At 69.4% G+C, this 22,622-nt stretch carries 24 protein-coding genes; 12 read left to right on the top strand and 12 right to left on the bottom strand.

Going from position 1 to position 22,622, the window contains the following annotated elements; translation table 11 throughout:
* The first annotated feature begins 3 nt into the window (after positions 1-3).
* Positions 4-3,831, top strand: coding sequence for an AsmA-like C-terminal region-containing protein (locus FEF15_RS16155; protein WP_163560194.1), 3,828 nt, complete (start codon positions 4-6; stop codon positions 3,829-3,831).
* Positions 3,828-5,282, top strand: a complete 1,455-nt coding sequence (gene tldD / locus FEF15_RS16150; protein WP_163560193.1) for a metalloprotease TldD — start codon at positions 3,828-3,830, stop codon at positions 5,280-5,282. The genes FEF15_RS16155 and tldD overlap by 4 nt, the downstream gene beginning before the upstream one ends.
* On the opposite strand, the gene yjgA is transcribed toward tldD, so the two are convergent.
* Positions 5,283-5,789, bottom strand: coding sequence for a ribosome biogenesis factor YjgA (gene yjgA / locus FEF15_RS16145; protein WP_163560192.1), 507 nt, complete (start codon positions 5,787-5,789; stop codon positions 5,283-5,285). It abuts the gene before it with no gap.
* Positions 5,790-6,015: 226 nt separating this feature from the next.
* Between yjgA and pmbA the strand changes: the two genes are divergently transcribed.
* Entirely contained in the window at positions 6,016-7,356 is a 1,341-nt protein-coding gene (gene pmbA / locus FEF15_RS16140; protein WP_163560191.1) for a metalloprotease PmbA, read from the top strand.
* On the opposite strand, the gene FEF15_RS16135 is transcribed toward pmbA, so the two are convergent.
* The 11 genes from FEF15_RS16135 to FEF15_RS16085 form a co-directional block, all read right to left on the bottom strand.
* Positions 7,353-7,622 carry an HPr family phosphocarrier protein gene (locus FEF15_RS16135; RefSeq protein WP_163560190.1) on the bottom strand — a complete coding sequence of 90 codons (270 nt, stop codon included), beginning with the start codon at positions 7,620-7,622 and terminating at the stop codon, positions 7,353-7,355. The genes pmbA and FEF15_RS16135 overlap by 4 nt on opposite strands.
* A 2-nt stretch (positions 7,623-7,624) precedes the next feature.
* Complete coding sequence (gene rapZ / locus FEF15_RS16130; protein ID WP_163560189.1) at positions 7,625-8,533, bottom strand: RNase adapter RapZ; 909 nt, start codon at positions 8,531-8,533, stop codon at positions 7,625-7,627.
* A gap of 39 nt (positions 8,534-8,572) precedes the next feature.
* On the bottom strand, positions 8,573-9,040 hold the full coding sequence (gene ptsN, locus FEF15_RS16125; RefSeq protein WP_163560188.1) for a PTS IIA-like nitrogen regulatory protein PtsN: 468 nt from the start codon (positions 9,038-9,040) through the stop codon (positions 8,573-8,575).
* A 6-nt stretch (positions 9,041-9,046) separates the two neighbouring features.
* Positions 9,047-9,355, bottom strand: a complete 309-nt coding sequence (gene raiA / locus FEF15_RS16120) for a ribosome-associated translation inhibitor RaiA (RefSeq protein WP_163560187.1) — start codon at positions 9,353-9,355, stop codon at positions 9,047-9,049.
* Between the two features lie 101 nt (positions 9,356-9,456).
* Positions 9,457-10,875, bottom strand: a complete 1,419-nt coding sequence (locus tag FEF15_RS16115; protein ID WP_163560186.1) for an RNA polymerase factor sigma-54 — start codon at positions 10,873-10,875, stop codon at positions 9,457-9,459.
* Between the two features lie 164 nt (positions 10,876-11,039).
* Positions 11,040-11,765, bottom strand: coding sequence for an LPS export ABC transporter ATP-binding protein (gene lptB, locus FEF15_RS16110; RefSeq protein ID WP_163560185.1), 726 nt, complete (start codon positions 11,763-11,765; stop codon positions 11,040-11,042).
* Between the two features lie 8 nt (positions 11,766-11,773).
* Complete coding sequence (gene lptA / locus FEF15_RS16105; protein WP_163560184.1) at positions 11,774-12,283, bottom strand: lipopolysaccharide transport periplasmic protein LptA; 510 nt, start codon at positions 12,281-12,283, stop codon at positions 11,774-11,776.
* 26 nt (positions 12,284-12,309) lie between these two features.
* Positions 12,310-12,885: an LPS export ABC transporter periplasmic protein LptC gene (gene lptC, locus FEF15_RS16100; protein WP_163560183.1), complete on the bottom strand. Its 576-nt coding sequence runs from the start codon at positions 12,883-12,885 to the stop codon at positions 12,310-12,312.
* A 2-nt stretch (positions 12,886-12,887) separates the two neighbouring features.
* Positions 12,888-13,445, bottom strand: coding sequence for an HAD hydrolase family protein (locus FEF15_RS16095; protein ID WP_163560182.1), 558 nt, complete (start codon positions 13,443-13,445; stop codon positions 12,888-12,890).
* A gap of 18 nt (positions 13,446-13,463) precedes the next feature.
* The gene (locus FEF15_RS16090; RefSeq protein ID WP_163560181.1) at positions 13,464-14,462 is read right to left on the bottom strand and encodes a KpsF/GutQ family sugar-phosphate isomerase; all 999 of its coding nucleotides are present in this window, start codon (positions 14,460-14,462) and stop codon (positions 13,464-13,466) included.
* 32 nt (positions 14,463-14,494) lie between these two features.
* The gene (locus FEF15_RS16085; protein WP_163560180.1) at positions 14,495-15,439 is read right to left on the bottom strand and encodes a calcium/sodium antiporter; all 945 of its coding nucleotides are present in this window, start codon (positions 15,437-15,439) and stop codon (positions 14,495-14,497) included.
* A 131-nt stretch (positions 15,440-15,570) separates the two neighbouring features.
* On the opposite strand from FEF15_RS16085, the gene FEF15_RS16080 reads away from it, so the two are divergent.
* The 9 genes from FEF15_RS16080 (at position 15,571) to hisD (ending at position 22,477) form a co-directional block, all read left to right on the top strand.
* On the top strand, positions 15,571-16,383 hold the full coding sequence (locus tag FEF15_RS16080) for an ATP-binding cassette domain-containing protein (RefSeq protein ID WP_163560179.1): 813 nt from the start codon (positions 15,571-15,573) through the stop codon (positions 16,381-16,383).
* Positions 16,380-17,162 carry a lipid asymmetry maintenance ABC transporter permease subunit MlaE gene (mlaE, locus tag FEF15_RS16075; RefSeq protein ID WP_163560178.1) on the top strand — a complete coding sequence of 261 codons (783 nt, stop codon included), beginning with the start codon at positions 16,380-16,382 and terminating at the stop codon, positions 17,160-17,162. The genes FEF15_RS16080 and mlaE overlap by 4 nt, the downstream gene beginning before the upstream one ends.
* A gap of 55 nt (positions 17,163-17,217) precedes the next feature.
* Positions 17,218-17,682: an outer membrane lipid asymmetry maintenance protein MlaD gene (gene mlaD / locus FEF15_RS16070; protein WP_163560177.1), complete on the top strand. Its 465-nt coding sequence runs from the start codon at positions 17,218-17,220 to the stop codon at positions 17,680-17,682.
* Between the two features lie 41 nt (positions 17,683-17,723).
* Positions 17,724-18,386 (top strand): ABC transporter substrate-binding protein, encoded by a 663-nt coding sequence (locus tag FEF15_RS16065; protein WP_240454198.1) that lies wholly within the window; start codon positions 17,724-17,726, stop codon positions 18,384-18,386.
* On the top strand, positions 18,383-18,724 hold the full coding sequence (locus FEF15_RS16060; protein WP_163560176.1) for an STAS domain-containing protein: 342 nt from the start codon (positions 18,383-18,385) through the stop codon (positions 18,722-18,724). The genes FEF15_RS16065 and FEF15_RS16060 overlap by 4 nt, the downstream gene beginning before the upstream one ends.
* A 131-nt stretch (positions 18,725-18,855) precedes the next feature.
* Positions 18,856-19,125, top strand: coding sequence for a BolA family protein (locus tag FEF15_RS16055; protein ID WP_163560175.1), 270 nt, complete (start codon positions 18,856-18,858; stop codon positions 19,123-19,125).
* A 13-nt stretch (positions 19,126-19,138) separates the two neighbouring features.
* Positions 19,139-20,401, top strand: coding sequence for a UDP-N-acetylglucosamine 1-carboxyvinyltransferase (gene murA / locus FEF15_RS16050; protein ID WP_163560174.1), 1,263 nt, complete (start codon positions 19,139-19,141; stop codon positions 20,399-20,401).
* 28 nt (positions 20,402-20,429) lie between these two features.
* The gene (gene hisG / locus FEF15_RS16045; RefSeq protein ID WP_163560173.1) at positions 20,430-21,092 is read left to right on the top strand and encodes an ATP phosphoribosyltransferase; all 663 of its coding nucleotides are present in this window, start codon (positions 20,430-20,432) and stop codon (positions 21,090-21,092) included.
* A gap of 62 nt (positions 21,093-21,154) precedes the next feature.
* The gene (gene hisD / locus FEF15_RS16040) at positions 21,155-22,477 is read left to right on the top strand and encodes a histidinol dehydrogenase (RefSeq protein WP_163560172.1); all 1,323 of its coding nucleotides are present in this window, start codon (positions 21,155-21,157) and stop codon (positions 22,475-22,477) included.
* Positions 22,478-22,622 lie beyond the last annotated feature (145 nt).

The following is a 22,622-nucleotide window of genomic DNA, read 5'->3' as shown; positions in this document are numbered from 1 at the left end:
CCGATGCACCCGATCCGCTGGCTGAGTCGCTGGGGTCTGACGCTCGTTGCCGTCGTGCTGGGCGCACTGGCCGTGCTGCTGCTGCTGCTGCGCCTGGTGCTGGCCCAGGTGGATGACCTGGCACCGCGGGTGGAGCGACTGATCGAGGCGCGCTTCGGCGCCTGGGCCGAGTTGGAACATCTCGATGCGCGCTTGACTGGCCTGGATCCTCGTGTCGAGGCGGGCGGGCTCGTCATTCGCACTCGGCAAGGGGACGAAGGGCAGCCGCTGCTCGAAGTCGAGGGTGCGCGGTTGCGACTCGATACACTGTCCAGCTTGCGTGACGGCGTGCCCGTGGTCGAAGAGGCCCGGCTCAACGGACTCACCCTGCATCTCTACCAGAACGATCAGGGCGCCTGGCACTGGCCCGATCCGGCGCGCATCCCCCCCGAACTGTTTCCCGAAGTGGAATTCGATCTGGAGCGTCTGGACTTCTGGGTCGGCGTGCTACTGCGTCAGCGGGCATGGATCGAGGAGCTGCGCCTGGTACTGCACGGCCGCGAGGACCAGCTCGCTCTCACTGCCCCACGCCTGCTGATGACCGGCGATGCGCGCCACACCCACCTCGAGGGCGAGGTGTACGTGGAGGGCGACCCCAAGGCGTCCCTGCAGGCGGCGCTGGAAATCCTGCCCGGCCCCGAGGGATTGGCCGACTTCAGCGCTGCCCTGCAGGCCGACATGAAGCTCGACACCCTGATCGAGCTGGCCGCCATCCTGGCCCCGGCCGATGATCCGCTGCGCCTCGCCGAGTCGCGCGGCGAGGCGCGCCTGTGGGGCCGCTGGCATCGCGGTTCGCTGGCCGATGTGCGGCTCGATCTCGCCTCGCCACGCCTGGCACTGCGCCATGAGTCCGAGCTCATTGCCCTGGAGGATGTCGAGGCGCGCGGCCAGTGGCTGCGCGACGACGATGGCTGGCAGGCCTGGCTCGAGGGCGATGCCGGTGCCGTGGACTGGGCGGCACCGGAGGAGCTGTCGCGCAGCGGGGGACCGGCCCTGCCACGTCGCTGGCACCTGCGCCACACCGACGACGGCTGGTGGCTCAACACCAGTGAGTTCGAGCTCGCCTCCCTTGCCGCCTGGCGCGACCGGGTGCCGCTGCCCGAGGGGCTGACGCGCACCATCGACACTCTCGCCCCGCGTGGGCGTGTTGCCGGCCTGGGGGTAGGGCGCCAGAACGGCCAGTGGCTGGCCCGAGCGGCACTGCACGACGTCCAGGTCTCGCCCTGGGGGCAGGCCCCCGGGGGTGGCCCCCTGGATGCCTGGGTGGACGTGCGCGACCTCAGCGGTCATGTGCGCTTCGCCGGCGCCGAGGGCATGCTGCTCATCTTCCCCGAGATATTTGCCGAGCCCCTGGCGCTCTCCGGTGCCAGTGGCGAAGTGAGCTGGTCCTACGCGGGGCCGCGCAGCTTCGTCAGCGGGCGCGGCCTGCGCGTCGGCTGGCAGGGCGCCGAGGTCGACGGCAGCTTCGGGCTTGCCGTCGGGGGGGAGGTCCGTGGCGGTTTCGGTCTCGATCTGGACCTGCGCAATGTCGATGCTCGAGAGCGTCCGCTGCGCGACTGGCTCCCGGTGAAGGTGCTCGATCCGGCGCTGGTCGAGTGGCTGGACGCGGGTGTGGCCGGCCACGTACCCCGGGGGACGGTCAAGCTGCACGTACCGATCGGTCGCGAGGGGCCAAGGGTCGAGCCCCGCTTGCAACTGGACCTGGCCGTGGAGCAGGGGCGCTTGCCCTTTGCGCCTGACTGGCCGGCGCTGGAGAGCGTGACTGGCCGGCTGCATCTGGCCAACGGCGATCTGGAAGCCGAGGTAGACCACGCCGAAAGCCTGGGTGTCACGGCAAGCAACGGTGAGGTCAGCCTGAGTGACGAGCGGCTCAGGGTGCGCGGGGACCTCGCTGCCGACGCCGAGGCGCTGCGTCGCTATCTCCTGGCCATGCCGGTAGAGGGCGTCGAGGCCGTGGAACCCTGGCAGGGCGAGGGGCGCGCCAGCGGAGCGCTGGCGCTGGCCATGACCCTGGGCGAGGAGGACGCCTTCGACCTCGAGATCGACTCGCGGGCCGACTTCTCGCGTCTGACCCAGCGTGACCTGGCACTCACCGCCCGCGAGGTGACGGGGCCGCTGGTGTGGCGCCAGCAGGGTGAGCAGGGTGGTCTCGCGGGGGAGCTCGAAGGGCGCCTGCTGGGCGGGCCGGTGACCGTGGCCATTGATACCCAGGCCGGAGACATCGACCTCGACGGCGCAGCGCAGGCGTCGGCGCTGCTCGACTGGGGCGGCGTGACGGCACTCGGTGAGCGCGTCTCCGGGCGCTTTCCCTGGCGCGGCCAGATCGCCCTGGGCGAGGGGGCGAATCGGCTGCGCCTGGCCAGCGAGCTCGAGGGGCTAGGCATCGACCTGCCGCCGCCCTTCGGCAAGCCGCCCGGCGAGCCGCGACCGCTGCGGGTGACCGCGGACCTCGATGGCGGGCCGCTCGACGCCGAACTGGGCCACGAGCTGAGCCTGCGCTGGCGCCCGCTGGCCGGCGCCGCGGCCGGCCAGGGCCAGCTGTGGGTGGGGCGTCAGCCCCCTGTCTCGGCCTGGCCCGAGGCGGCGGGGTGGCAGGTCGACATCTACCAGCCGCGCCTCAGGCTGCCGGCCTGGCGCGAGGCGTTGATGCCGCTGGCGGGTGCCACGGGCGGCGAGGCGGGCTCCCTGCGACACCTGCGCCTGGAGACCGACTGCCTGGATGGCGGCGGCGGTTGTCTGGGCAGCCTCACCGCCGAGGCGGCGCCTCAGGCCGGCGGCGGCTGGCGCGTCGCGCTGGACGGCAGCCTGCTCGAGGGGGAGCTCGACTACCGTCCTGGCTTGGCCCAGCCCCTGGACGTGGCGCTCGAGCGGCTGACCCTAGACGGCCTGTTGCCGACCGAGGCGTCGGGCGCGACCGGCGAGCTCTTCGCCGAACTCGACGTGCCTCCCGAGCCCATCGCGCTACCGGGGTGGGTGGCCGAGTTGCCGGAGGGGCGGCTGCGGATTGCCGACATCGAGCATCGCGGGCGCCGCTTCGGTCCCTTCACCGCCTACTGGGCGGCCGAGCCGGGGCGCCTCGCCGTGGACCCGCTGGGACTGACGCTCGGCCAGGTCTCGGCGCGCGGCGAAGTGGTCTGGGAGGCGGCCGGCGAGGGCTCGAGCCTGACCCGCTCGCGCCTCGGCCTGGATGGCCGCGATCTGGGCTCGGCCCTGGAGCGGCTGGGGCAGCCGGTGAACCTGCGCAGTGCCGTCACGCGGGTGCGCAGCCAGCTGGCCTGGCCGGGGGCGCCCTGGCAGTTCGCTCTGGCCCGCTCGCGGGGCAGCGCGGAGGTGACGTTGCGCGACGGCCGCTTCCTGAACGTGGAGTCGCCCTCGGCCCGCCTGATGGGCCTGTTCAACCTCGACAACCTGGTGCGCCGGCTGCAGTTGGACTTTTCCGACGTGACCGGGCAGGGTACCGCTTTCGATTCGGTGCAGGGTGCGGCTACCCTGTACGAAGGCATTCTCGAAACCAGTGGCCCCCTGGTGGTCGAGGGACCGGCCACCTCCTTCACACTGGAAGGCACCGTGGACCTGGCCCGGCGTGAACTCGACCAGCGGCTGGGTGTTACCGTGCCGATCAGTCGGAGTCTGCCGCTGGCCGCTGTGATCGCCGGTGCGCCCGTGGTCGGCGGGGCGCTGTTCATCGCCGACCAGCTGTTCGGCAGCGCCATCGACCAGGTCACCCGAATTTACTATCGCGTGCGCGGTCCTTGGACGGCGCCGCAGATCACCTTGGAAAACGCCGAATGACCATACGACCGCATGCCCTGCTCGACACCGCCGCCGGCATCCTGCTGCATCCCGGCGGCCTCGATCTCGAAGCCCTGGAGGGCGGCCTCGGCCATGTGTTGACGCCCGGCGTCGACTATGCCGATCTCTATTTCCAGCGCAGCTGGCACGAGAGCTGGGTGCTGGAGGATGGCGAGGTCAAGGAGGCCGGCTACAACATCGATGGCGGCGTCGGGGTGCGGGCCATGGCCGGTGAGAAGACCGGCTTCGCCTACTCCAACCAGATCACCGCTGACGCCTTGGCCGAGACCGGTCGCACCGCCTCGGGCATCGTGCGCAGCGGCTCGCGCCTCGGTGTCGCGCCGCAAGCGATCTGTCAGGCCGCACCACGCTATGCCACGGTGGATCCGCTCTCGGGGCTCTCCGCCGAGGACAAGGTCGCCCTGCTCAAGCACGCCGATCGCGTGGCACGGGCCGCCGACCCTGCGGTGAGCCAGGTCAGCGCCTCGCTCACCGGCGTGCACGAGGTGGTGCTGGTGCGTGCCAGTGACGGCACCCTGGCCGCGGATATCCGCCCGCTGGTGCGCTTCAACGTCAGCGTCATCGCCGTGAAGAACGGCCGCCGCGAGCGGGGCAGCGCCGGTGGCGGCGGCCGCTACGCCATGGATCGCCTGCGCGACGACAACGTGTCCGAGCGTTTCGCCAAGGAGGCGGTGCGCCAGGCGCTGGTCAACCTCGAGGCGGTGGATGCCCCCGCAGGGCAGCTGCCGGTGGTGTTGGGCCCCGGCTGGCCCGGGATCCTGCTCCACGAGGCGGTGGGCCACGGGCTCGAGGGCGACTTCAACCGCAAGGGCAGCTCCGCCTTTGCCGGCCGCATGGGCCAGCGCGTGGCGGCGAAGGGGGTCACCGTGGTCGACGACGCCACCCTGGGCGACCGCCGCGGCTCGCTCTCCGTCGACGACGAGGGCACGCCGGGACAGTACACCCCGCTGATCGAGGACGGCATTCTCACCGGCTACATGCAGGACAAGCTCAATGCCCGGCTGATGGGCATGGCGACCACCGGCAACGCCCGCCGCGAGTCCTTCGCCCATCTGCCCATGCCCCGCATGACCAACACCTACATGCTGGCCGGCCAGGATGACCCGGCGGACATCATCGGCAGCGTCAGGCGCGGCCTCTATGCGGTGAGCTTCGGCGGCGGCCAGGTGGACATCACCTCGGGCAAGTTCGTCTTCTCGGCCAGCGAAGCCTACCTGATCGAGGATGGTCGCATCACCGCGCCGGTGAAGGGCGCCACGCTGATCGGCAACGGCCCCGAGGCGATGGGCCGGGTGTCGATGATCGGCCACGACCTGGAGCTCGACACCGGGATCGGCGTGTGCGGGAAGGAGGGGCAGGGCGTGCCCGTCGGCGTCGGTCAGCCCACGCTCAAGCTGGACGAACTCACCGTGGGCGGCACCGCCTCTTGATCACAGCCCGGCGGTATCGCGGATCAGGCGGAACAGCCGTCGGGCATTGGTGGGCGGCTTGTTCTGCTCGCGCTCGCGGCGGGCGTTGCGCACCAGCTGGCGCAGCGCCTGGCGGTCGACGTCGGGGTGATCGGCGATGAAGGCTTCCACGGCCGTGTCGCCCTCGGCGATCAGCCGGTCGCGCCACTGCTCGAGGCGGTGGAAGGCGAGGTCGCGACGCCGCGCCTCCTGCTCTATCTCCTCGAAGACGGCATGGATGGCGTCGAGGTCCTCGCGGCGCATCAGCTTGCCGACGTACTGCATGTGCCGGCGGCGTGCCTCGTGGGAGCGGATGCGACCGGCTTCGTCCACGGCCGCCAGCAGGTCGTCGGAGAGCGGCAGGCGCGCGCGCTCGGCGTCGCTCATGGCGATGATCTTTTCGCCCAGTGCCTGCAGCGCGTGCATCTCGCGCTTGAGCTGGGACTTGCTCGGTCGTTCGTCGGCCGAGGGGGGGAATTCCTGGGTCATACCGCATCCAAGTGAGTGAAGCCAGAGGGTGAGGCCAAGATGCGCATTACGTGCTTGAGGGACAAGCGCGTAGCGGTGCACCGTAGCACGGCGAGCTGTGCCGCCGCCGGAAGTATACCAGCCCGTTGCCCGGCAACGGGACATTGCCACGATCCACGCGCGGCCTGCGGGTCGCGAGGTCATGATCCAAGCGCGGCCCGTCTGCCGCGAGATGAGGGAGAATCGCATGACACAGGCTTTCGATGCCGCCGCCCAGCAGGCACTGCTGGAATCACGGGCCGAACAGGCGCTGGCACTGGCGCGGCGCCTGGGTGCCGATGCCGGCGAGGTGGGCGCCAGTGTCGATCAGGGGATCGGTGTGAGCGTGCGCGAGGGCGAGGTTGAGACCGTCGAACTGTCGCGTGACCAAGGCATCGCGGTGACCGTCTACCTGGGCACCCGCAAGGGCAGTGCGTCCTCCACCGATGCCGGCGAGGCGTCGATCCGCGCCGTGGTCGAGAAGGCCGTGGCCATTGCCCGCCATACCGGCGAGGACCCGGCCGCCGGCCTGGCCGATGCGGCGCTGATGGCGCGTGAGCTGCCCGACCTGGATGTCCACCACCCCTGGGCACTCACCACCGAGCAGGCCATCGACCTGGCGCTCGCCTGCGAATCGGCGGGGCGGCGCGTGGCCGGTATCCGCCAGTCCGAGGGGGCCTCGCTCTCCAGCGGGGAGGGGGTGCGCGTCTACGCCAACAGTCATGGCTTTTTGGGCAGCCAGCGCGGCAGCCGTCATTCGCTCTCCTGCCTGCTGATCGCCGAGGACGAAAGCGGCATGCAGCGCGACTACGACTACACCAGCGCCCGCGACCCGCGGGACCTGGCCGACCCCGAAACGGTGGGGGTGCGCGCCGCCGAGCGCACCCTGCAGCGCCTGGGGGCGCGGCGGCCGGCCACCGGGCGCCTGCCGGTGATGTTCGATGCCACCGTGGCCAGCGGCCTGGTGGGACACCTGATGAGCGCCATCGCCGGCGGATCGCTCTATCGCCAGGCTTCCTTCCTGTGCGACCGGTTGGGCGAGACGCTCTTTCCCGAGTGGTTCACGCTCTTCGAGCGCCCGATGGAGCGTGGCGCCATGGCCAGTTCGCCCTTCGACAACGACGGCGTGCAGACGCGCGACAACGTCTTCATCGAACGTGGCCGGCTGGCCAGCTACATGCTCTCGGCCTACAGCGCCCGGCGACTGGGGCTGCAGACCACCGGCAACGCCGGTGGCGCCCGCAACCTGCGCATTGAGGCACCGCTCGAGTCACGCGATGCACTGCTGGCTCGGCTGGGGCGCGGCGTGCTGGTCACCGAGCTGATGGGGCAGGGCGTCAACGGCGTCACTGGCGACTACTCGCGCGGTGCGGCGGGCTTCTGGGTGGAGAACGGCGAGATCCAGTACCCGGTGGAGGAGTTCACCATCGCCGGCAACCTGGCGACGATGTTCCGAGGCCTGGCCGGCGTCGGTGACGACCTCGACACACGCGGTAGCATCCACACCGGCAGCTGGCTGATCGACGAGATGACCGTGGCCGGAAGTTAGAGGTCCTCTTCGAAACGGGCGTCGAACAGCCCCTGAATGGCGTCGAGGGCCGCCTCGGCGTCCTCGCCCTCGGCGTTCACGGTGAGTTCGGTACCGCAGGGGGCGGCCAACATCAGCAGCGCCATGATGTTGCCCGCATCGGCGTCCTGGCCGGCGTGGCTGACGGTGACACGGGCCTGGAAGGGCTGGCAGCACTGCACGAGCTTGGTGGCGGCGCGGGCGTGCAGACCCCGCTTATTGGTGAGGGTGAGCTTGCGACTGGCCACTCTCAGGGTTCCTTGCTGTCGGGTGGGTCCGGGGGTGGGGTGACGGGCGTCTGAATGCCCAGCTCGCGGTGGCGTAGGCGCACGCCGGATTGCTGCCGGGCCAAGTGGTGGGCCAGTTTCTCGGCCAGGTACACGGAGCGGTGCTGGCCGCCGGTGCAGCCGATGGCCACCGTCAGGTAGCTGCGCTGGCTGTCGCGATAGGCGGGCAGCCAGCGCTCGACCCAGGCGACGATGTCGTCGAGCATCTCGCCGACCAGCGGGTACTGCTCGAGGAAGGCGGCGATGCTCGGGTCCTGGCCGGTGGCCGAACGCAGCCGCGGGTCCCAGTAGGGATTGGGCAGGCAGCGGGCGTCGAAGACGAGGTCGGCGTCGAGCGGTACGCCGCGCTTGAAACCGAAGGACTCCACCGTCAGCGTCAGGTGCGCGTCGCGGTGGCCGACCACCTGCTCGGCGATGCGCCCACGCAGGTCGTGGACCGAAAGGCGCGAGGTGTCGATGATCAGGTCGGCCAGGTCGCGGATTTCGCTGAGCGCCGACTCCTCGGACTCGATGGCCTCGGCGAGCGTCATGTCGCTGCCCCGGGTGAGCGGATGGCGCCGCCGTGTGGCGGAGTAGCGCTCGAGCAGGATGCGCGCGTCCGTGGTGAGGTAGATCACCTGCGGGTCGACCCGACGCCCGCGCAGCTCCTCGATCAGCTGCGGGAAGCGTTGCAGGGCATGGGGCAGGTTGCGGGCATCGATGCTGACGGCGATGGCCTCGGGGCCGGTGGGGCTCTGGCCGAGTTCGTCCACCAGGGGGCCGAGCAGCATGGCCGGCAGGTTGTCGATGGCGTAGAAACCGAGGTCCTCGAGCGCCTGCAGCGCAATGGACTTGCCCGAACCGGAGCGTCCGCTGATGATCACGAGCTGCATACGGTCGGGTTCTCCCGGGCCGGTGGACGAGGGGGCGGCTCAGCTGCCCTGGCGGCGAATGGCCTCGATCAGGGTATCGTGAAGGTCGCGCTGGGTAGTGCTGCGGCGCAGGCGGGTGCGGGTGTCGGCGTCGTTCATCACGGTGGCGACCTGACTGAGCAGCGCCAGGTGGGTGTCGTCGGCCTCTTCGGGCACCAGCAGCACGAAGACCAGGTCGACGGGCTCGCCATCGATGGCGTCGAAATCGATGGGTTCGGCGAGCTTGAGGAAGGCGGCGACCGGGCCGCTGCAGTGCGGGCTGCGGGCATGGGGGATGGCAACCCCGTTGCCGATCCCCGTGCTGCCCAGGCGTTCCCGGCCGATCAGCCGGGCGAAGACCTCCTGACTGTCGAGGCTGGGCGTGTTCTGGGCGATGAAGGTGCTGAAGAACTCCAGCACCCGCTTCTTGCTACCCCCCGGCACCGCAAAGAGGGTGCGTTCAGGGGGCAGGATGGCTTCCAGTGTCATGGCGAATCAACGCGCGCCGGCGCCCTGGGCGCGGGCCTGGGCCTTTTCCTTGTGCTTGACCAGCTGGCGGTCCAGCTTGTCAGTGAGGGCGTCGATGGCGGCGTACATGTCAGCGTCCATGGCCTCGGCGTGTAGGTCGGCGCCGGCGGCATGCAAGGTACAGGCGGCCTGCTGACGTTCCTTCTCCACGGAGAGCGTGACCTGCACGGTCGTGATGTTGTCGTAGTGACGTTCCACGCGCGCCAGTTTCTCGTTCACGTAGTCACGCAGCGAGTCGGTCAGCTCCATGTGGTGGCCGGTAATATTGACTTGCATGACAGGCTCCTTACGTCCTTCGAGTGGTCGTTCGATTGTAACCCTTTTTCCGGCCCTGCAAACCCCCCGCCGCGCGCTTTGCCGAGGGCCGAAAAAGCGCGTCAGCGAAAGCGTTTTCGTTCGCTGGAGGAGGGAATGCTGAGAGCCTCCCTGTACTTGGCGACGGTGCGCCGGGCCACCTGAATGCCCTCCTCGGCGAGCAGGTCGACCAGCTTGCTGTCGGAGAGCGGCTTGCGCGGCGCCTCCTCCTGGATCAGCTTACGGATGCGCGCGCGGATCGCTGTGCTGGAGTGGGCATCGCCGTTGCCTTGTTGGCCGCCCACCTGGCTGGAGAAGAAATACTTCAGCTCGAAGACGCCGCGCGGGGTGTGAATGAACTTCTGGGTGGTGACCCGCGAGATGGTCGATTCGTGCATCTCCACCACCTGGGCGATGTCGGCGAGCACCAGGGGCTTCATGGCCTCTTCCCCCTTCTCGAGGAAGTCGATCTGGCGCACCATGATCTCGCGCCCCACGCGCAGTAGGGTGTCGTTGCGGCTGGCCAGGCTCTTCATCAGCCAGCGCGCTTCCTGGAGGTGATCCTTGAGGAACTGGTTGTCCTTGCTCTTGTCGGCACGCCGGATCAGGGCGGCATAGTCGGGCTGGATGCGCAGCCGTGGCATTGCCTCGGCGTTGAGCTCGACGCGCCAGCCGTCGCGCTCGTGCCGGGCCACCAGGTCGGGAATCACATAGTCGCTGCCCACCTCGGCATAGGCGCTCCCCGGGCGCGGGTCGAGCGAGCGGACCAGGGAGATGACGGTGTCGAGGGCGTCATCGTCCAGCCCCAGGCGGCGCTTGAGCAGACGGCGGTCGTCGGCGGCCAGCGCTTCTAGGAACTGACGCACCAGGCGCCGGGCCTGGGGCAGCAGCGGGGTGTCGTCGGGCAGGGCGGCGAGCTGCAGCATCAGGCACTCGCGCAGGTCGCGCGCGAACACGCCGGTGGGCTCGAACTGCTGCAGGCGTAGCAGCACCTGTTCGACCTCGCGGCTGGGCAGGCCGTCCAGCCCCTGCTGGCGCAGGCCGTCGCGGATCTCCTCCAGCGACTGCGACAGGTAGCCGGCGCCGTCCACGGCGTCGATCAGGCTCTCGGCGATCTGCAGCTGACGGGGCGGCAGGTCGGTCATGGCGAGCTGCCAGGCGAGGTGGCCGGCCAGGCTCTGGCCGCTGGCCTGACGCTCGAAGTCGGGTCCCTCGCCGCTGGTGGCGCCGCCGCCGTGGTCGGGATAGGTGTCCGACCAGTCGCTGTCGACGGTGAGCTCGTTGGGGATCTCGCTGGACCACTCCTCGTCGGGGGTCTCGGTGACGCGCTGCTCGCCGAACTCCTCGTCCAGCTCCAGCATGGGATTGGTTTCCAGCGCCTGCTGGATCTCCTGGCGCAGGTCCAGGGTGGAGAGCTGCAGCAGGGCGATGGCCTGCTGCAGCTGAGGGGTCATGGTCAGCTGAGTGCCGACGCGCAGTTGCAGGGAAGCTTTCATGGCCATGGAGGGCAGATGCTCGTGTCCCGAAAAGGCTCACCCTAGACCGCGGCAGGGTGACATGCAAGGGGAATGGGTGTCTCAAAAAAGCAACAATCGTGCCATGCGCAATCTTCGTGCCTTTTCAAGGGAGATGTCGCTTGATCAGCGCGTTGCGAGGCATCGGTGGCTTATAGGCGGAAGTCGTCGCCCAAGTACACCTCGCGCACCCGGCGATTGGCGAGGATGCTCTCGGCGCCGCCCTCGGCGATGATCTGGCCGTCGCCGACGATGTAGGCGGTGTCGCAGATGTCGAGGGTCTCGCGCACGTTGTGGTCGGTGATCAGCACCCCGATGTCGCGGGCCTTGAGCTGGCGGATGATGCCCTTGATCTCGTGCACCGAGATGGGGTCGACGCCGGCGAAGGGTTCGTCGAGCAGGATGAAGGCCGGTTCGGTGGCCAGGGCCCGGGCGATCTCCACGCGGCGACGTTCGCCGCCGGAGAGGCTCATGCCGAGGTTGTCGCGGATGTGGGTGACGTGGAAATCCTCGAGAAGCTGCTCGAGGCGGGCGCGGCGCCCCTGGCGGTCGAGGTCGCGACGCGTCTCGAGAATCGCCAGGATGTTGTCGGCTACCGAGAGCTTGCGGAAGATCGAGGCTTCCTGGGGCAGGTAGCCGATGCCGGCCCGCGCCCGCTCATGCATGGCTGCCCGGGACAGGTCGTTTCCGTCGATGGCCACCTCGCCGGCATCGGCGCGCACCAGGCCGATGATCATGTAGAAGGAGGTGGTCTTGCCGGCCCCGTTGGGACCGAGCAGGCCGACGATGCTGCCCTGGGCGATGTCGAGGCTGATGTCCTGCACCACGCGGCGGCGCTTGTAGCTCTTGGCCAGATGACGGGCATGAAGGGTCTTCATGGGCGGCCTTACTGGTCCTGCTCGGGCTGGAGGGTCATACGCACGCGCTGGCGATCCTCGACCCCTTCGGCGTCGGCGCGGGCCTGGACCACGCGACGGTCGAGGAAGTACTCCAGATAGCCGCCGTCGAAGGTATCGCCACCCTGGTGCAGCTCGGCGCGATCGATCAGCTCGACCCGGCGCTCGCTGACGTGGTACCGGATGGTGCGCCCCCAGCCACGTACCACCGGCTCCTCCGGGGAGGGCTTTTGCTCGATGTAGGCGCGCTCGCCGGTGGCCACGGCCAGGGAGAGCTCGCCGGCGGCATTGCGCTGGATCTCCACCTGCTGGCCGGTGAGGTGCAGGCTGCCCTGACGGATGTCCACGTCGCCAGTGTAGACGGCGGTGCCGGCCTGGTCGTCGAGATCGAGCTGGTCGGCCGCCACCTCGATGGGAGCCTCGGCGTCTCCCTCCAGGGCCACGGCGGGCAGGCTGGTCAGGGCCAGGGCGAGCAGGATCAGGCGGGCGGTAGGCAGCATGGCAGTGGCTCCTCGCGGATGACGGGTCAGTCGGTACGGCGCTCGGGGGGATGATAGCCGCGCACATTGTCGGTCAAGCGGGCGCGATTGTCATTGAGCCAGGCATCGAAGCGCTCGCCGCGCATGCGCTGGGGCGGCTGGCGCAGCGTCGCCGGGGTCTCGCTCCAGGCGTGGCCGCTGTCGGCGTCGTAGTGGAGCACCTCGGTGTCGAGCTGCCAGCGCTCGGCCGGGGCGAGCAGGCGGGCGTCGCCGGACAGGGTTAGCGGGTTGCCGCCGGCGCCGAGGCGCCCGCTGTCGGCGCTGGCGATCCAGCGACGGCCGTCGTCGTCCACTAACTTGGCGCGCGGCGATTCGAGGCGGGTGACGTCGTCGTGGGGGGTGTGCGACAGGCGCGGGCTGGTGAGGCGTTGATGGGCCTGGCCGCTGGCGTCGAATCGCGTCAGTCGCGCCTGTTCCAGGTAGTAGTCGGGCTCCCCCGCCGTGTCGTGCGGCACGGGTCCGGGCGCTGGCGACTCGCCTGGGTCGAGCCACACCAGCAGGCCGCCCAGGGCGAGCAGAAGCCCCAGCAGTCCGAGGCGAAAGGCAAAGCGCGAGCGGCGCATGCTCAACTCGAGCCGTGCAGGTAGGTGTCGAGGACGGCATCCCAGTGGCCCTGGGCGTGCAGCAGGGTGTCGCAGATCTCGCGCACCGCGCCGTGGCCGCCGGCTGTCGCGGTGACCCAGTCGGCGTAGTGGCGGATGTAGGCGGGCGCGCCAGGCACGCTGATGCCCACGCCGGCCCGCCGGATGGGGGCGACGTCGGGCAGGTCGTCGCCGCAGTAGGCCACCTGCTCCAGATCGAGGCCGAGTCGCCCGCAGAGCTCGCGGAGCACGGTGAGCTTCTTGTCCACGCCCTGGTGGACGTGCGGGATACCCAGGGCGGCGGCGCGGTGGCTGACCATCGGCGAGTCGCGGCCGGTGATCAGCGCCACCACGACGCCGGCACGCTGGAGCAGCTTGATGCCGTGACCGTCATGGGTGTGGAAGGCCTTGATCTCGATCCCGTCGGCCTGGAAATAGAGGCGCCCGTCGGTGAGCACGCCGTCCACGTCCAGGGCCAGCAGGCGAACCTGGCGCAGGCGATCGATGAGCTGCGGGTCGAGGGTCGAGCTTGCCGGGGTCATGCGGTCTCCTTGATGGGGTCAGATCACGCCGCTGGTGAGCAGGTCGTGCATGTGCAGGGCGCCGATGGGGCGGCCCGTCTCGTCCACCACGGCCAGCGCGGTGATGCGGTTGTCCTCCATGACGCGCACGGCCTCCGCGGCCAGCACGTCGGGAGCGATGCGCTTTCCGGGGCGGGTCATGACGTCGTCGACGCTCAGGCCGCTGAGGTCGCTGTAGTGGTCGAGGGTGCGGCGAAGGTCGCCGTCGGTGTAGACGCCGGCGAGGCGGCCGTCGGTATCGACCACGCAGGTGAAGCCGAGTCCCTGGCGGGTGATCTCGAGCAGGGCGTCGCGCAGCGGGCTGCCCAGCGGCACCCGGGGCAGGCGGCTGCCCTCGTGCATCAGGTCGCGCACCCGCAGCAGCAGCCGCTTGCCTAGGCTGCCGCCGGGGTGGGAGCGGGCGAAGTCCTCGGCGGTGAAGCCGCGCGCTTCGAGCAGGGCCACGGCCAACGCATCGCCCAATGCCAGGGCGGCGGTGGTGGAGGCGGTGGGGGCCAGGTCCAGCGGGCATGCCTCGCGGGCGACCCCGGAGTCGAGGTGGGCGTCGGCGTGGCGGCCGAGCGTGGAGTCGGGGCGGCCGGTCATGCTGATGAGCGGCGTACCTAGGCGCTTGAGCAGCGGCAGCAGCGCCGTGACCTCGGCGGTCTCGCCGGAGTTGGAGAGGGCCAGCACCACGTCGCCGGGGGTGATCATGCCCAGATCGCCGTGGCTCGCCTCGCCCGGGTGGACGAAAAAGGACGGGGTGCCGGTGCTCGCCAGGGTGGCGGCGATCTTGCCTGCAATGTGTCCGGACTTGCCCATGCCGGTGACCACCACCCGGCCCTGGCAGGCGAGCACCAGCGCGCAGGCCCGATCGAAGTGGTCGTCGAGCCGCTCGGCGAGGGCGGCGATGGCCTGCTGCTCTACCGCCAGGGTGCGTCGGGCGCTGTCGCGCAGCGACGAAGCGGCGGAGTCTGGAGAGGAGGTGTCGGTGGTCATGGGCGTGATTGTTGCCTGTCGACGGGTTTCACTCAAGGGGCGCTGCCGGCGAGACCCAGCCAGCCCAGGTAGAGCAGATAGGTGGCCAAGAACGCGCCGCCGGCCAGGCGGCCGACGCGGCCACGTCGCTGCCACAGCAGCAGGGCGCCGAGGGCAAGGGTCAGTGCGAGCATCACGGGGTAGTCGCGGGCACTGGCCGCCGGGTCGCTGGCGCCTGGGGCGAGCAGCGCGGGGATCGGCACCACGGCAAGCATGTTGAAGAGGTTGGAGCCGAGCACGTTGCCGATCACCAGGCCGTGCTGGCGCTTCAGGGCACTGGCGATGCAGGCGGCGAGCTCCGGCAGGCTGGTGCCGATGGCCACCACGGTCAGGCCGATCACCAGTTCGCTGATGCCCAGGCCACGGGCCAGCTCGCTGGCGCCCCACACTAGGGCGCGTGAGCTGGCCAGCATGATCGCCAGGGTGATGGCGAGCCACAGCAGGGCCTGGCCAAGCGGCATGCCGGGGATGGCGTCGTCGGCCTGGGCATCCGGGGTGTCGGCGCGCACCAGCCACCACAAGCTGAAGGCCAGCAGCAGGAGCAGCAGCACGCCGTCGAGGCGGTCGAGATGGCCGTTGGCCAGGGCGTAGCCGGCGAGCCCGGTGGCGCCGAGCAGCAGGGGCAGCTCGCGGCGCACCAGGGAGAAGGGCACGGGCACCGGCACCACTAGAGCGGTGACGCCGAGCACCAGGCCGATGTTGGCGATGTTGGAGCCCAGCGCGTTGCCCACGGCGATGTCGGGCGTGCCGTCGATGGCGGCCATGATGGAGACGACAATCTCCGGCGCCGAGGTGCCGATGGATACCACCGTCATGCCCACCAGCAGCGTGCTGACGCCGGCGCGCAAGGCCGTGGCGGCGGCGGCGCCGACGAAGCGGTCGGCGCTCCAGAGCAGGCCGGCAAGGCCGACAAGTACCAGAAGAAAGGGAATCAGCATGGGGATGGGGATAGGGGGTTGCCGTGAAAGGCGCCCATTAAACGGGCTGGACGGGCGTCGTGCAAGCCGGACTGGCGCCGGGCCGGCGAGTTAGGATACGATGTTCGATAATTTTTTCCGGAACTCGGCCGATGAGTGACACCCCGCTGGTAGTGGTCAAGGACCTGCACTTCTCGCGCGGCGAGACGTCGATCTTTCGTGGTGTCGACCTGCGCATCCCACGTGGCAAGATCACGGCCGTCATGGGTCCGAGCGGTACCGGCAAGACCACCCTGCTCAAGCTGATCGGCGGGCAGCTCGTGCCGGATGCCGGCCAGGTGCTGATCGACGGCGCAGACGTCCATGCGCTGTCGCGAAAGGCCCTGTTCACCCTGCGCCGGCGCATGGGCATGCTCTTCCAGAGCGGGGCGCTCTTCTCGGAGATCGATGTCTACGAGAACGTGGCCTTTCCGCTGCGCGTGCATACCGACCTGCCCGATGCCATGATCCGTGACGTGGTACTCATGAAGCTCGAGGCGGTGGGGCTTCGCGGAGCGCGCAAGCTGATGCCCGCAGAGCTCTCCGGCGGTATGGCGCGGCGCGTGGCGCTGGCCCGGGCGATCGCCCTGGACCCGGAGCTGATCCTCTACGACGAGCCCTTCGTCGGCCAGGACCCGATCTCCATGGGCGTGCTGGTGCAGCTGATCAAGCGCCTCAACGAGGCGCTGGGGCTCACCTCCATCGTGGTTTCTCACGACATCAAGGAGGCGCTCTCGATTGCCGACTATGTCTACGTGATCGCCGACGGCGAGGTGATGGCGCACGGCACGCCGGACTTGCTGAATGTCGACGACGACCCGCGCGTCAGCCAGTTCGTGCACGGCGAGCCGGACGGCCCGGTGCCCTTCCATTACCCGGCGGTGGACTTTCTGACCGATATCCTGACGCCGGGGGCGCAGTCATGATGGCACGTCTGCAGCGCCTCGGGCGCTACGGCTGCGACAGCCTGGAAACCCTGGGGCGGGCCGGCCTCTTCCTCGTCCAGTCGTCGTTCGGCATCCCCTCGCGTATGGGGTGGTACCTGTGGCTCCGCCAGATGCACTTCGTCGGCGTGCTGTCGCTGGCCATCGTGCTGGTCTCGGGGCTGTTCATCGGCATGGTGCTGGCGCTGCAGGGGTACACCATCCTGGTCGATTTCGGCGCCGAGCAGGCGCTGGGCCAGATGGTGGCGCTCTCGCTGCTGCGCGAGCTCTCGCCAGTGGTGGCGGCGCTTCTCTTCGCCGGGCGGGCCGGCTCGGCCCTGACTGCCGAGATCGGGCTGATGAAGGCCACCGAGCAGCTCACCAGCATGGAGATGATTGGTGTGGACCCCTTGCGGCGCATCGTGGCGCCGCGCCTGTGGGCCGGCTTCGTGGCGCTGCCGTTGCTCACCGTGGGCTTCAGCGTGGTGGGCATTGGCGGCGGCTACCTGGTGGGGGTCGAATGGCTGGGCGTGTTCGAAGGCTCCTACTGGGGCAACATGCAGGCCAGCGTCAGCTTCATCGACGACATCGGCAACGGCATGGTCAAGAGCCTGGTCTTCGCCCTGGTGGTGACCTGGATCGCGGTCTTCCAGGGCTATGACCTGATTCCCACCTCGGAGGGGATCTCGCGGGCCACCACGCGTACCGTGGTCTACTCCTCGCTGGTGGTGCTGGGGCTGGATTTCCTGCTCACCGCCCTGATGTTCGGCAGCCTTTCCTGAGGCCCCAAGACTTTTCGTTGAGCGGAGGCTCGGCTTTGATGTTCGGAGAAACGGGATGAAGCGCAGCAAGACGATGGAACTGGGCGTCGGGCTGTTCATGCTCGCCGGTATCCTGGGGCTGGTGTTCCTGGGGTTGCGCGTCAGCGGTCTGACGTTCAGCGTGCCTGAAGACACCTTTCGCCTCGAGGCCAACTTCGCCAACGTGGGCGGTCTGAAGCCGCGGGCGCGGGTGACCATGGCCGGCGTGACGGTGGGACGTGTCACCGAGATCGAGCTGGATACCGAGTGGTACGACGCCCGGGTGGTTCTGGAGCTCGACGCTGAACTCGCGGGGCAGCTGCCGCGGGATACCACCGCCGCCATCCTCACTTCGGGTCTGCTCGGCGAACAGTACGTGGGCCTCACCGTGGGCGGTGATCCCGAGACGCTTTCCCATGGCGACGCCATCCGCGACACCCAGTCGGCCGTGGTGCTGGAAGAACTCATCCAGCAGTTCGTGTCCAACATGGCCACCAACTAGCCTGGCCCTCAACCCTTGATACCCTGTGCCGAGGACGCTACATGAGCCTGATGCCTCTCTTTCCCGCCCTGGCGCACCGGCTGTGGCCGGTGCTCTGCCTGCTGCTGCTTGCCCTGCCTGCCCAGGCGGCCCCCGAACGCAGCCCCGAGCAGGTGATCCGCGACAGCATCGATGAACTGGTGGGCCAGATCCAGGGTCGCCGCGACTACTTCGCCGACAATATGGACGAGCTCGAGGCGCTGGTCGACGACAGCCTCGAGGATGTCGCCGATTTCCGCTACATCGGCGCCAGCGTGATGGGCCGCTACTTTCGCAACGCCACGCCGCAGCAGCGCTCGCGCTTCGTCGACACCTTCCGCCAGACGCTGATCGACACCTATGCCAAGGGGCTGGTCACCTTCGATTACGACGAGCTGCGCGTCCTTGACAACCAGCAGCCGCCGCGTTTCGAGGACCAGGCCAGCGTGGCCATGGAAGTGGTTGCCAGCGACGGTACGGTCTATCCGGTGAACTACACGCTGCGCCTCTCGGATGGAGAATGGAAGGTGGTCAACGTGATCGTCAACGGCATCAATCTGGGGCTGACCTTCCGCAACCAGTTCGATCAGGCCATGCGCGACCACGGCCGCGACTACGACGCCGTGATCGACGCCTGGGCGCCGGAGCTCGCCGTGGAAGAACTCGAGGCGGGCGGCGACACATGAGTCGCCTCCTCGACCAGGACGGGGTGAGGCTGGAGGCGAGCGCCGAAGGGCTCGCCGTGAGCGGTGCCGTGGATTTCGGCGTGGCGGCGCCCCTGGCCCGGGCGGGCAGCGCCTGGCTTGCCAAGCAGCCCGCCGAGACCGAGGTCGCGCTGGACCTCTCCGGAGTCGAGCGGGTCAGCAGCGCGGCGCTCAGCGTGCTGCTGGAGTGGACCCGGTGCGCGCGGGTGGCGGGTATCACCATCCAGCGCGTCCGGCTGTCGTCGGCGCTGGCGAGCCTCACCCGCGTGGCGGGCCTCGACGCCCTGCTGCCGGTCGAGGCAAGCGTCGAGGGTGAGTGAGGCGAGGGTGCCGGCATCGCCAAGCGCGTAGCTTTTCATTACCATGTAGGCTTTCCCTGATCGCGGTACGTCGCCTGGCGGCGGCCGCGGCATTGTCGACGACAGGCCCAACCACAGGAGTTTCGGCTTCCATGCAACCCAGTGACGTCAAGGCGCTGCTCGAGACCCGTATCGAGGGGTGCGACTTCCATATCCAGGGCGAAGGCTGCAATTTCCAGGTCATTGCCGTGGGGGAGGTCTTCGACGGCCTTTCGCCGGTCAAGCGCCAGCAGCTGATCTACTCTGCGCTGAGCGACGAGATCGCCTCCGGGGCCGTTCACGCGGTGAGCATCAAGACCTATACCCCGGCGCAGTGGCAAGGCGCGCCGGAAAATCCCGCTACCCGCAACCAAGACGCCTGACGGTCGAGTCGCCATGGACAAGCTGATCATTACCGGCAACGGCGCCGTGGACGGCGAAGTGTGGGCCAGCGGCGCCAAGAACGCCGCCCTGCCCATCCTGTGCGCCACACTGCTCGCCGACGAGCCCGTGACGGTGGGCAACCTGCCGCACCTGCAGGATATCACCACGACCCTGGAACTGCTCGGGCGCATGGGGGTGGAGCCGGTGATGGGCGAGAAGATGACCATCCAGCTCGACGGCTCCCAGGTGCGTGACTGTCATGCGCCCTACGAGTTGGTCAAGAAGATGCGTGCCTCCATCCTGGTGCTCGGGCCGCTACTAGCGCACTTCGGCCATGCCGATGTGTCGTTGCCGGGCGGCTGCGCCATCGGTTCGCGGCCGGTGGACCTGCACATTCGCGGCCTCGAGGCGATGGGCGCCGAGATCCGCGTCGAGGGCGGCTACATCCGGGCCCGCGTCGACGGCCGTCTCAAGGGGGCGACCATCTTCTTCGACACCGTGACGGTGACCGGCACCGAGAACCTGCTGATGGCGGCGACCCTGGCCGAGGGCACCACGCTGCTGGAAAACGCCGCGCGGGAGCCCGAAATCGTCGACCTGGCCGAGTGCCTGATCAAGATGGGCGCGAAGATCCGCGGCCACGGCACCGACACCATCGTTGTCGAGGGCGTCGAGCGGCTGCACGGTGCCGAGCACGACGTCATGCCCGACCGCATCGAGACCGGCACGTTCCTGGTGGCAGCGGCGCTCTCCCGGGGTCGCGTGCGGGTGCGCAATACCCGGGCGGACATCCTCGAGGCGGTGCTCGCCAAGCTCGAGGAGGCCGGTGCCGAGATCACCCACGGCGAGGGCTGGATCGCGCTGGACATGCACGGGCGTCGTCCCCGGGCCGTCAACGTGCGTACCGCGCCCTATCCCGCCTTTCCCACCGACATGCAGGCCCAGTTCGTGGCCCTCAATGCGGTGGCCGAGGGGACGGCCCGGGTGGTGGAGACCATCTTCGAGAACCGCTTCATGCACGTGCAGGAACTCAACCGCATGGGTGCGCACATTGCGCTCGAGGGCAATACCGCGGTGATCGAGGGCGTCGAGCGACTTTCCGGGGCGCCGGTCATGGCCACCGATCTGCGCGCCTCGGCGTCGCTGGTGGTGGCGGCGATGATGGCCGAGGGCGAGACCCAGGTGGACCGCATCTACCATATCGACCGCGGCTACGAATGCATCGAGGAGAAGCTGCAATTGCTGGGGGCGCGCATCCGGCGCGTGCCCGGCTGAGTTTCCCCGCTATCGGCAAGGCGAACCCATGAGCAAGCAACTGATTCTGGCCCTCTCCAAGGGACGCATCCTCGACGAGACCCTGCCCTTGCTGGCCGATGCCGGCATCGTCCCCGGCGAGGATCTCGGCAAGAGCCGCAAGCTGCTCTTCGACACCAACCTCCCCGACGTCAAGCTGGTGGTGATCCGTGCCACCGACGTCCCCACCTACGTGCAGCTGGGGGCGGCCGACCTCGGCGTGGCCGGCAAGGACGTGCTCCTGGAACACGGGGCGGAGGGGCTCTACGAGCCGCTGGACCTGGAGATCGCGCGCTGTAAGCTGATGACCGCCGGCCCCGACGGTGCCGAGCCGGCTCGCGCCCGGCGCCGCGTGGCCACCAAGTTCGTCAATGTGGCGCGGCGCTACTATGCCGAGCAGGGCATCCAGGCCGAGGTGATCAAGCTGTATGGCGCCATGGAGCTGGCTCCGCTGATGAACCTGGCCGACGAGATCGTCGACATCGTGGATACCGGTAATACGCTGCGGGCCAACGGCATGTCGCCGCGCGAGCTGATCGCCCCGATCAGTACCCGGCTGGTGGTCAACCAGGCTGCCATGGCCATGAAGCACGCGCGCATCAAGCCGCTGCTCGAGCGCCTGACGGCGGCGGTGCAGCAGCGTCGCGCTGCGGATACCGCCACCCTGAGCTGAACGCGCCGCGCCGTGGCCTTTGTTTCTTTCGATTTTCTGTGCAAGCGAGGCTGGACAGCACCATGAGCGAATCCCCCGCCAAGACTCCTGGCATCGCCCGGCTCGCCACGGCCGACGCCGACTTCGACGCCCGCCTCGAGGTGCTGCTGGCCTGGGAGGGCGTCTCCAGCGCCGAGGTGCAGCAGCGGGTGACGGCGATCCTGGAGGACGTGCGCCGCCGCGGCGATGCCGCCCTGGTGGAAGCCACCAACCGCTTCGACCGCCTGACGGCATCGGGCATGGCAGAGCTGGCCATCCCGGCCGAGCGCCTGGCCGAAGCCTTCGAGGGGCTCTCGGTGGAACAGCGTGAGGCCCTCTCCCACGCGGCTGAGCGCATCCGGGCCTATCACGAGCGGCAGAAGCCCGAGTCCTGGCACTACACAGAGGCCGACGGCACCGTGCTCGGCCAGCAGGTGAGGCCGCTCGACCGCGCCGGCATCTACGTGCCCGGCGGCAAGGCGGCTTATCCCTCCTCGGTGCTGATGAACGCCATTCCCGCCCACGTGGCCGGGGTACGCGAGATCATCATGGTGGTGCCGACGCCGGACGGCGTGGTCAACGAGCTGGTGCTGGCCGCGGCGCACCTGGCCGGGGTGGATCAGGTGTTCACCCTGGGCGGTGCCCAGGCGGTGGCGGCGCTGGCTTACGGCACCGAGACGGTGCCGCGGGTCGACAAGATCGTGGGGCCGGGCAACATCTACGTCGCCACCGCCAAGCGGGCGGTGTTCGGTCAGGTGGGGATCGACATGATCGCCGGTCCCTCGGAAATCCTGGTGGTTTCAGACGGCGGCACCGAGGCCGAGTGGCTGGCCATGGACCTCTTCTCCCAGGCGGAGCACGACGAGGATGCCCAGGCGATCCTGGTGAGCTGGGACGCCGACCACCTCGCGGCCGTGGAGGCGGCCATCGAGCGGCTGCTGCCGACGCTGGAGCGCGCCGCCATCGTGCGCGAGTCGATGGCGCGGCGCGGCGCGTTGATCCACTGCCGCGACCGCGACGAGGCGGTGGCGCTGATCAACCGCATCGCACCGGAGCACCTGGAGCTCTCCGTGGCCGACCCCGAGGCGTGGCTGCCCGAGGTTCGCCACGCCGGGGCCATCTTCATGGGGCGCTACACCGCCGAGGCGCTGGGCGACTACTGCGCTGGGCCCAACCACGTGCTGCCCACCTCCGGCACGGCGCGCTTCTCCTCGCCGCTGGGGGTCTATGACTTCCAGAAACGTTCCTCGATCATCCACTGTTCCGCCGAGGGCGCCGCGATGCTCGGCCAGACCGCCTCGGTGCTGGCTCGCGGCGAGGCCCTGACAGCTCACGCCCGTTCGGCGGAGTATCGCATTCCCGAGTAGCTGCCAACGCTGCTGCGGATACGACGGGGCCCTGCCATTCGGCAGGGCCCCGTCGGGCCGGCGCCGCTCGAAGGCAGCGCAAGGGTCAGCAGAAATCCGCGAGAACCCTCGCCCACTCGGGCGGGGAGGAAAGCGGGGCAGTGCG

It is taken from the genome of Halomonas sp. NO4, from assembly GCF_010994375.1.
Lineage (GTDB): Bacteria > Pseudomonadota > Gammaproteobacteria > Pseudomonadales > Halomonadaceae > Halomonas.
The sequence above is the reverse complement of the archived record's forward strand: the minus strand, read 5'-3'. Positions and strand labels throughout refer to the sequence as shown.

Excerpts from the sequence above, each read along its gene's own strand:
- FEF15_RS16155 (WP_163560194.1), top strand. The coding sequence starts at position 4 with ATGCACCCGATCCGCTGGCTGAGTCGCTGGGGTCTGACGCTCGTTGCC.
- tldD (WP_163560193.1), top strand. The coding sequence starts at position 3,828 with ATGACCATACGACCGCATGCCCTGCTCGACACCGCCGCCGGCATCCTG.
- yjgA (WP_163560192.1), bottom strand. The coding sequence starts at position 5,789 with ATGACCCAGGAATTCCCCCCCTCGGCCGACGAACGACCGAGCAAGTCC.
- pmbA (WP_163560191.1), top strand. The coding sequence starts at position 6,016 with ATGACACAGGCTTTCGATGCCGCCGCCCAGCAGGCACTGCTGGAATCA.
- rapZ (WP_163560189.1), bottom strand. The coding sequence starts at position 8,533 with ATGCAGCTCGTGATCATCAGCGGACGCTCCGGTTCGGGCAAGTCCATT.
- ptsN (WP_163560188.1), bottom strand. The coding sequence starts at position 9,040 with ATGACACTGGAAGCCATCCTGCCCCCTGAACGCACCCTCTTTGCGGTG.
- raiA (WP_163560187.1), bottom strand. The coding sequence starts at position 9,355 with ATGCAAGTCAATATTACCGGCCACCACATGGAGCTGACCGACTCGCTG.
- FEF15_RS16115 (WP_163560186.1), bottom strand. The coding sequence starts at position 10,875 with ATGGCCATGAAAGCTTCCCTGCAACTGCGCGTCGGCACTCAGCTGACC.
- lptB (WP_163560185.1), bottom strand. The coding sequence starts at position 11,765 with ATGAAGACCCTTCATGCCCGTCATCTGGCCAAGAGCTACAAGCGCCGC.
- lptA (WP_163560184.1), bottom strand. The coding sequence starts at position 12,283 with ATGCTGCCTACCGCCCGCCTGATCCTGCTCGCCCTGGCCCTGACCAGC.
- lptC (WP_163560183.1), bottom strand. The coding sequence starts at position 12,885 with ATGCGCCGCTCGCGCTTTGCCTTTCGCCTCGGACTGCTGGGGCTTCTG.
- FEF15_RS16095 (WP_163560182.1), bottom strand. The coding sequence starts at position 13,445 with ATGACCCCGGCAAGCTCGACCCTCGACCCGCAGCTCATCGATCGCCTG.
- FEF15_RS16090 (WP_163560181.1), bottom strand. The coding sequence starts at position 14,462 with ATGACCACCGACACCTCCTCTCCAGACTCCGCCGCTTCGTCGCTGCGC.
- FEF15_RS16085 (WP_163560180.1), bottom strand. The coding sequence starts at position 15,439 with ATGCTGATTCCCTTTCTTCTGGTACTTGTCGGCCTTGCCGGCCTGCTC.
- FEF15_RS16080 (WP_163560179.1), top strand. The coding sequence starts at position 15,571 with ATGAGTGACACCCCGCTGGTAGTGGTCAAGGACCTGCACTTCTCGCGC.
- mlaE (WP_163560178.1), top strand. The coding sequence starts at position 16,380 with ATGATGGCACGTCTGCAGCGCCTCGGGCGCTACGGCTGCGACAGCCTG.
- mlaD (WP_163560177.1), top strand. The coding sequence starts at position 17,218 with ATGAAGCGCAGCAAGACGATGGAACTGGGCGTCGGGCTGTTCATGCTC.
- FEF15_RS16065 (WP_240454198.1), top strand. The coding sequence starts at position 17,724 with ATGAGCCTGATGCCTCTCTTTCCCGCCCTGGCGCACCGGCTGTGGCCG.
- FEF15_RS16060 (WP_163560176.1), top strand. The coding sequence starts at position 18,383 with ATGAGTCGCCTCCTCGACCAGGACGGGGTGAGGCTGGAGGCGAGCGCC.
- FEF15_RS16055 (WP_163560175.1), top strand. The coding sequence starts at position 18,856 with ATGCAACCCAGTGACGTCAAGGCGCTGCTCGAGACCCGTATCGAGGGG.
- murA (WP_163560174.1), top strand. The coding sequence starts at position 19,139 with ATGGACAAGCTGATCATTACCGGCAACGGCGCCGTGGACGGCGAAGTG.
- hisG (WP_163560173.1), top strand. The coding sequence starts at position 20,430 with ATGAGCAAGCAACTGATTCTGGCCCTCTCCAAGGGACGCATCCTCGAC.
- hisD (WP_163560172.1), top strand. The coding sequence starts at position 21,155 with ATGAGCGAATCCCCCGCCAAGACTCCTGGCATCGCCCGGCTCGCCACG.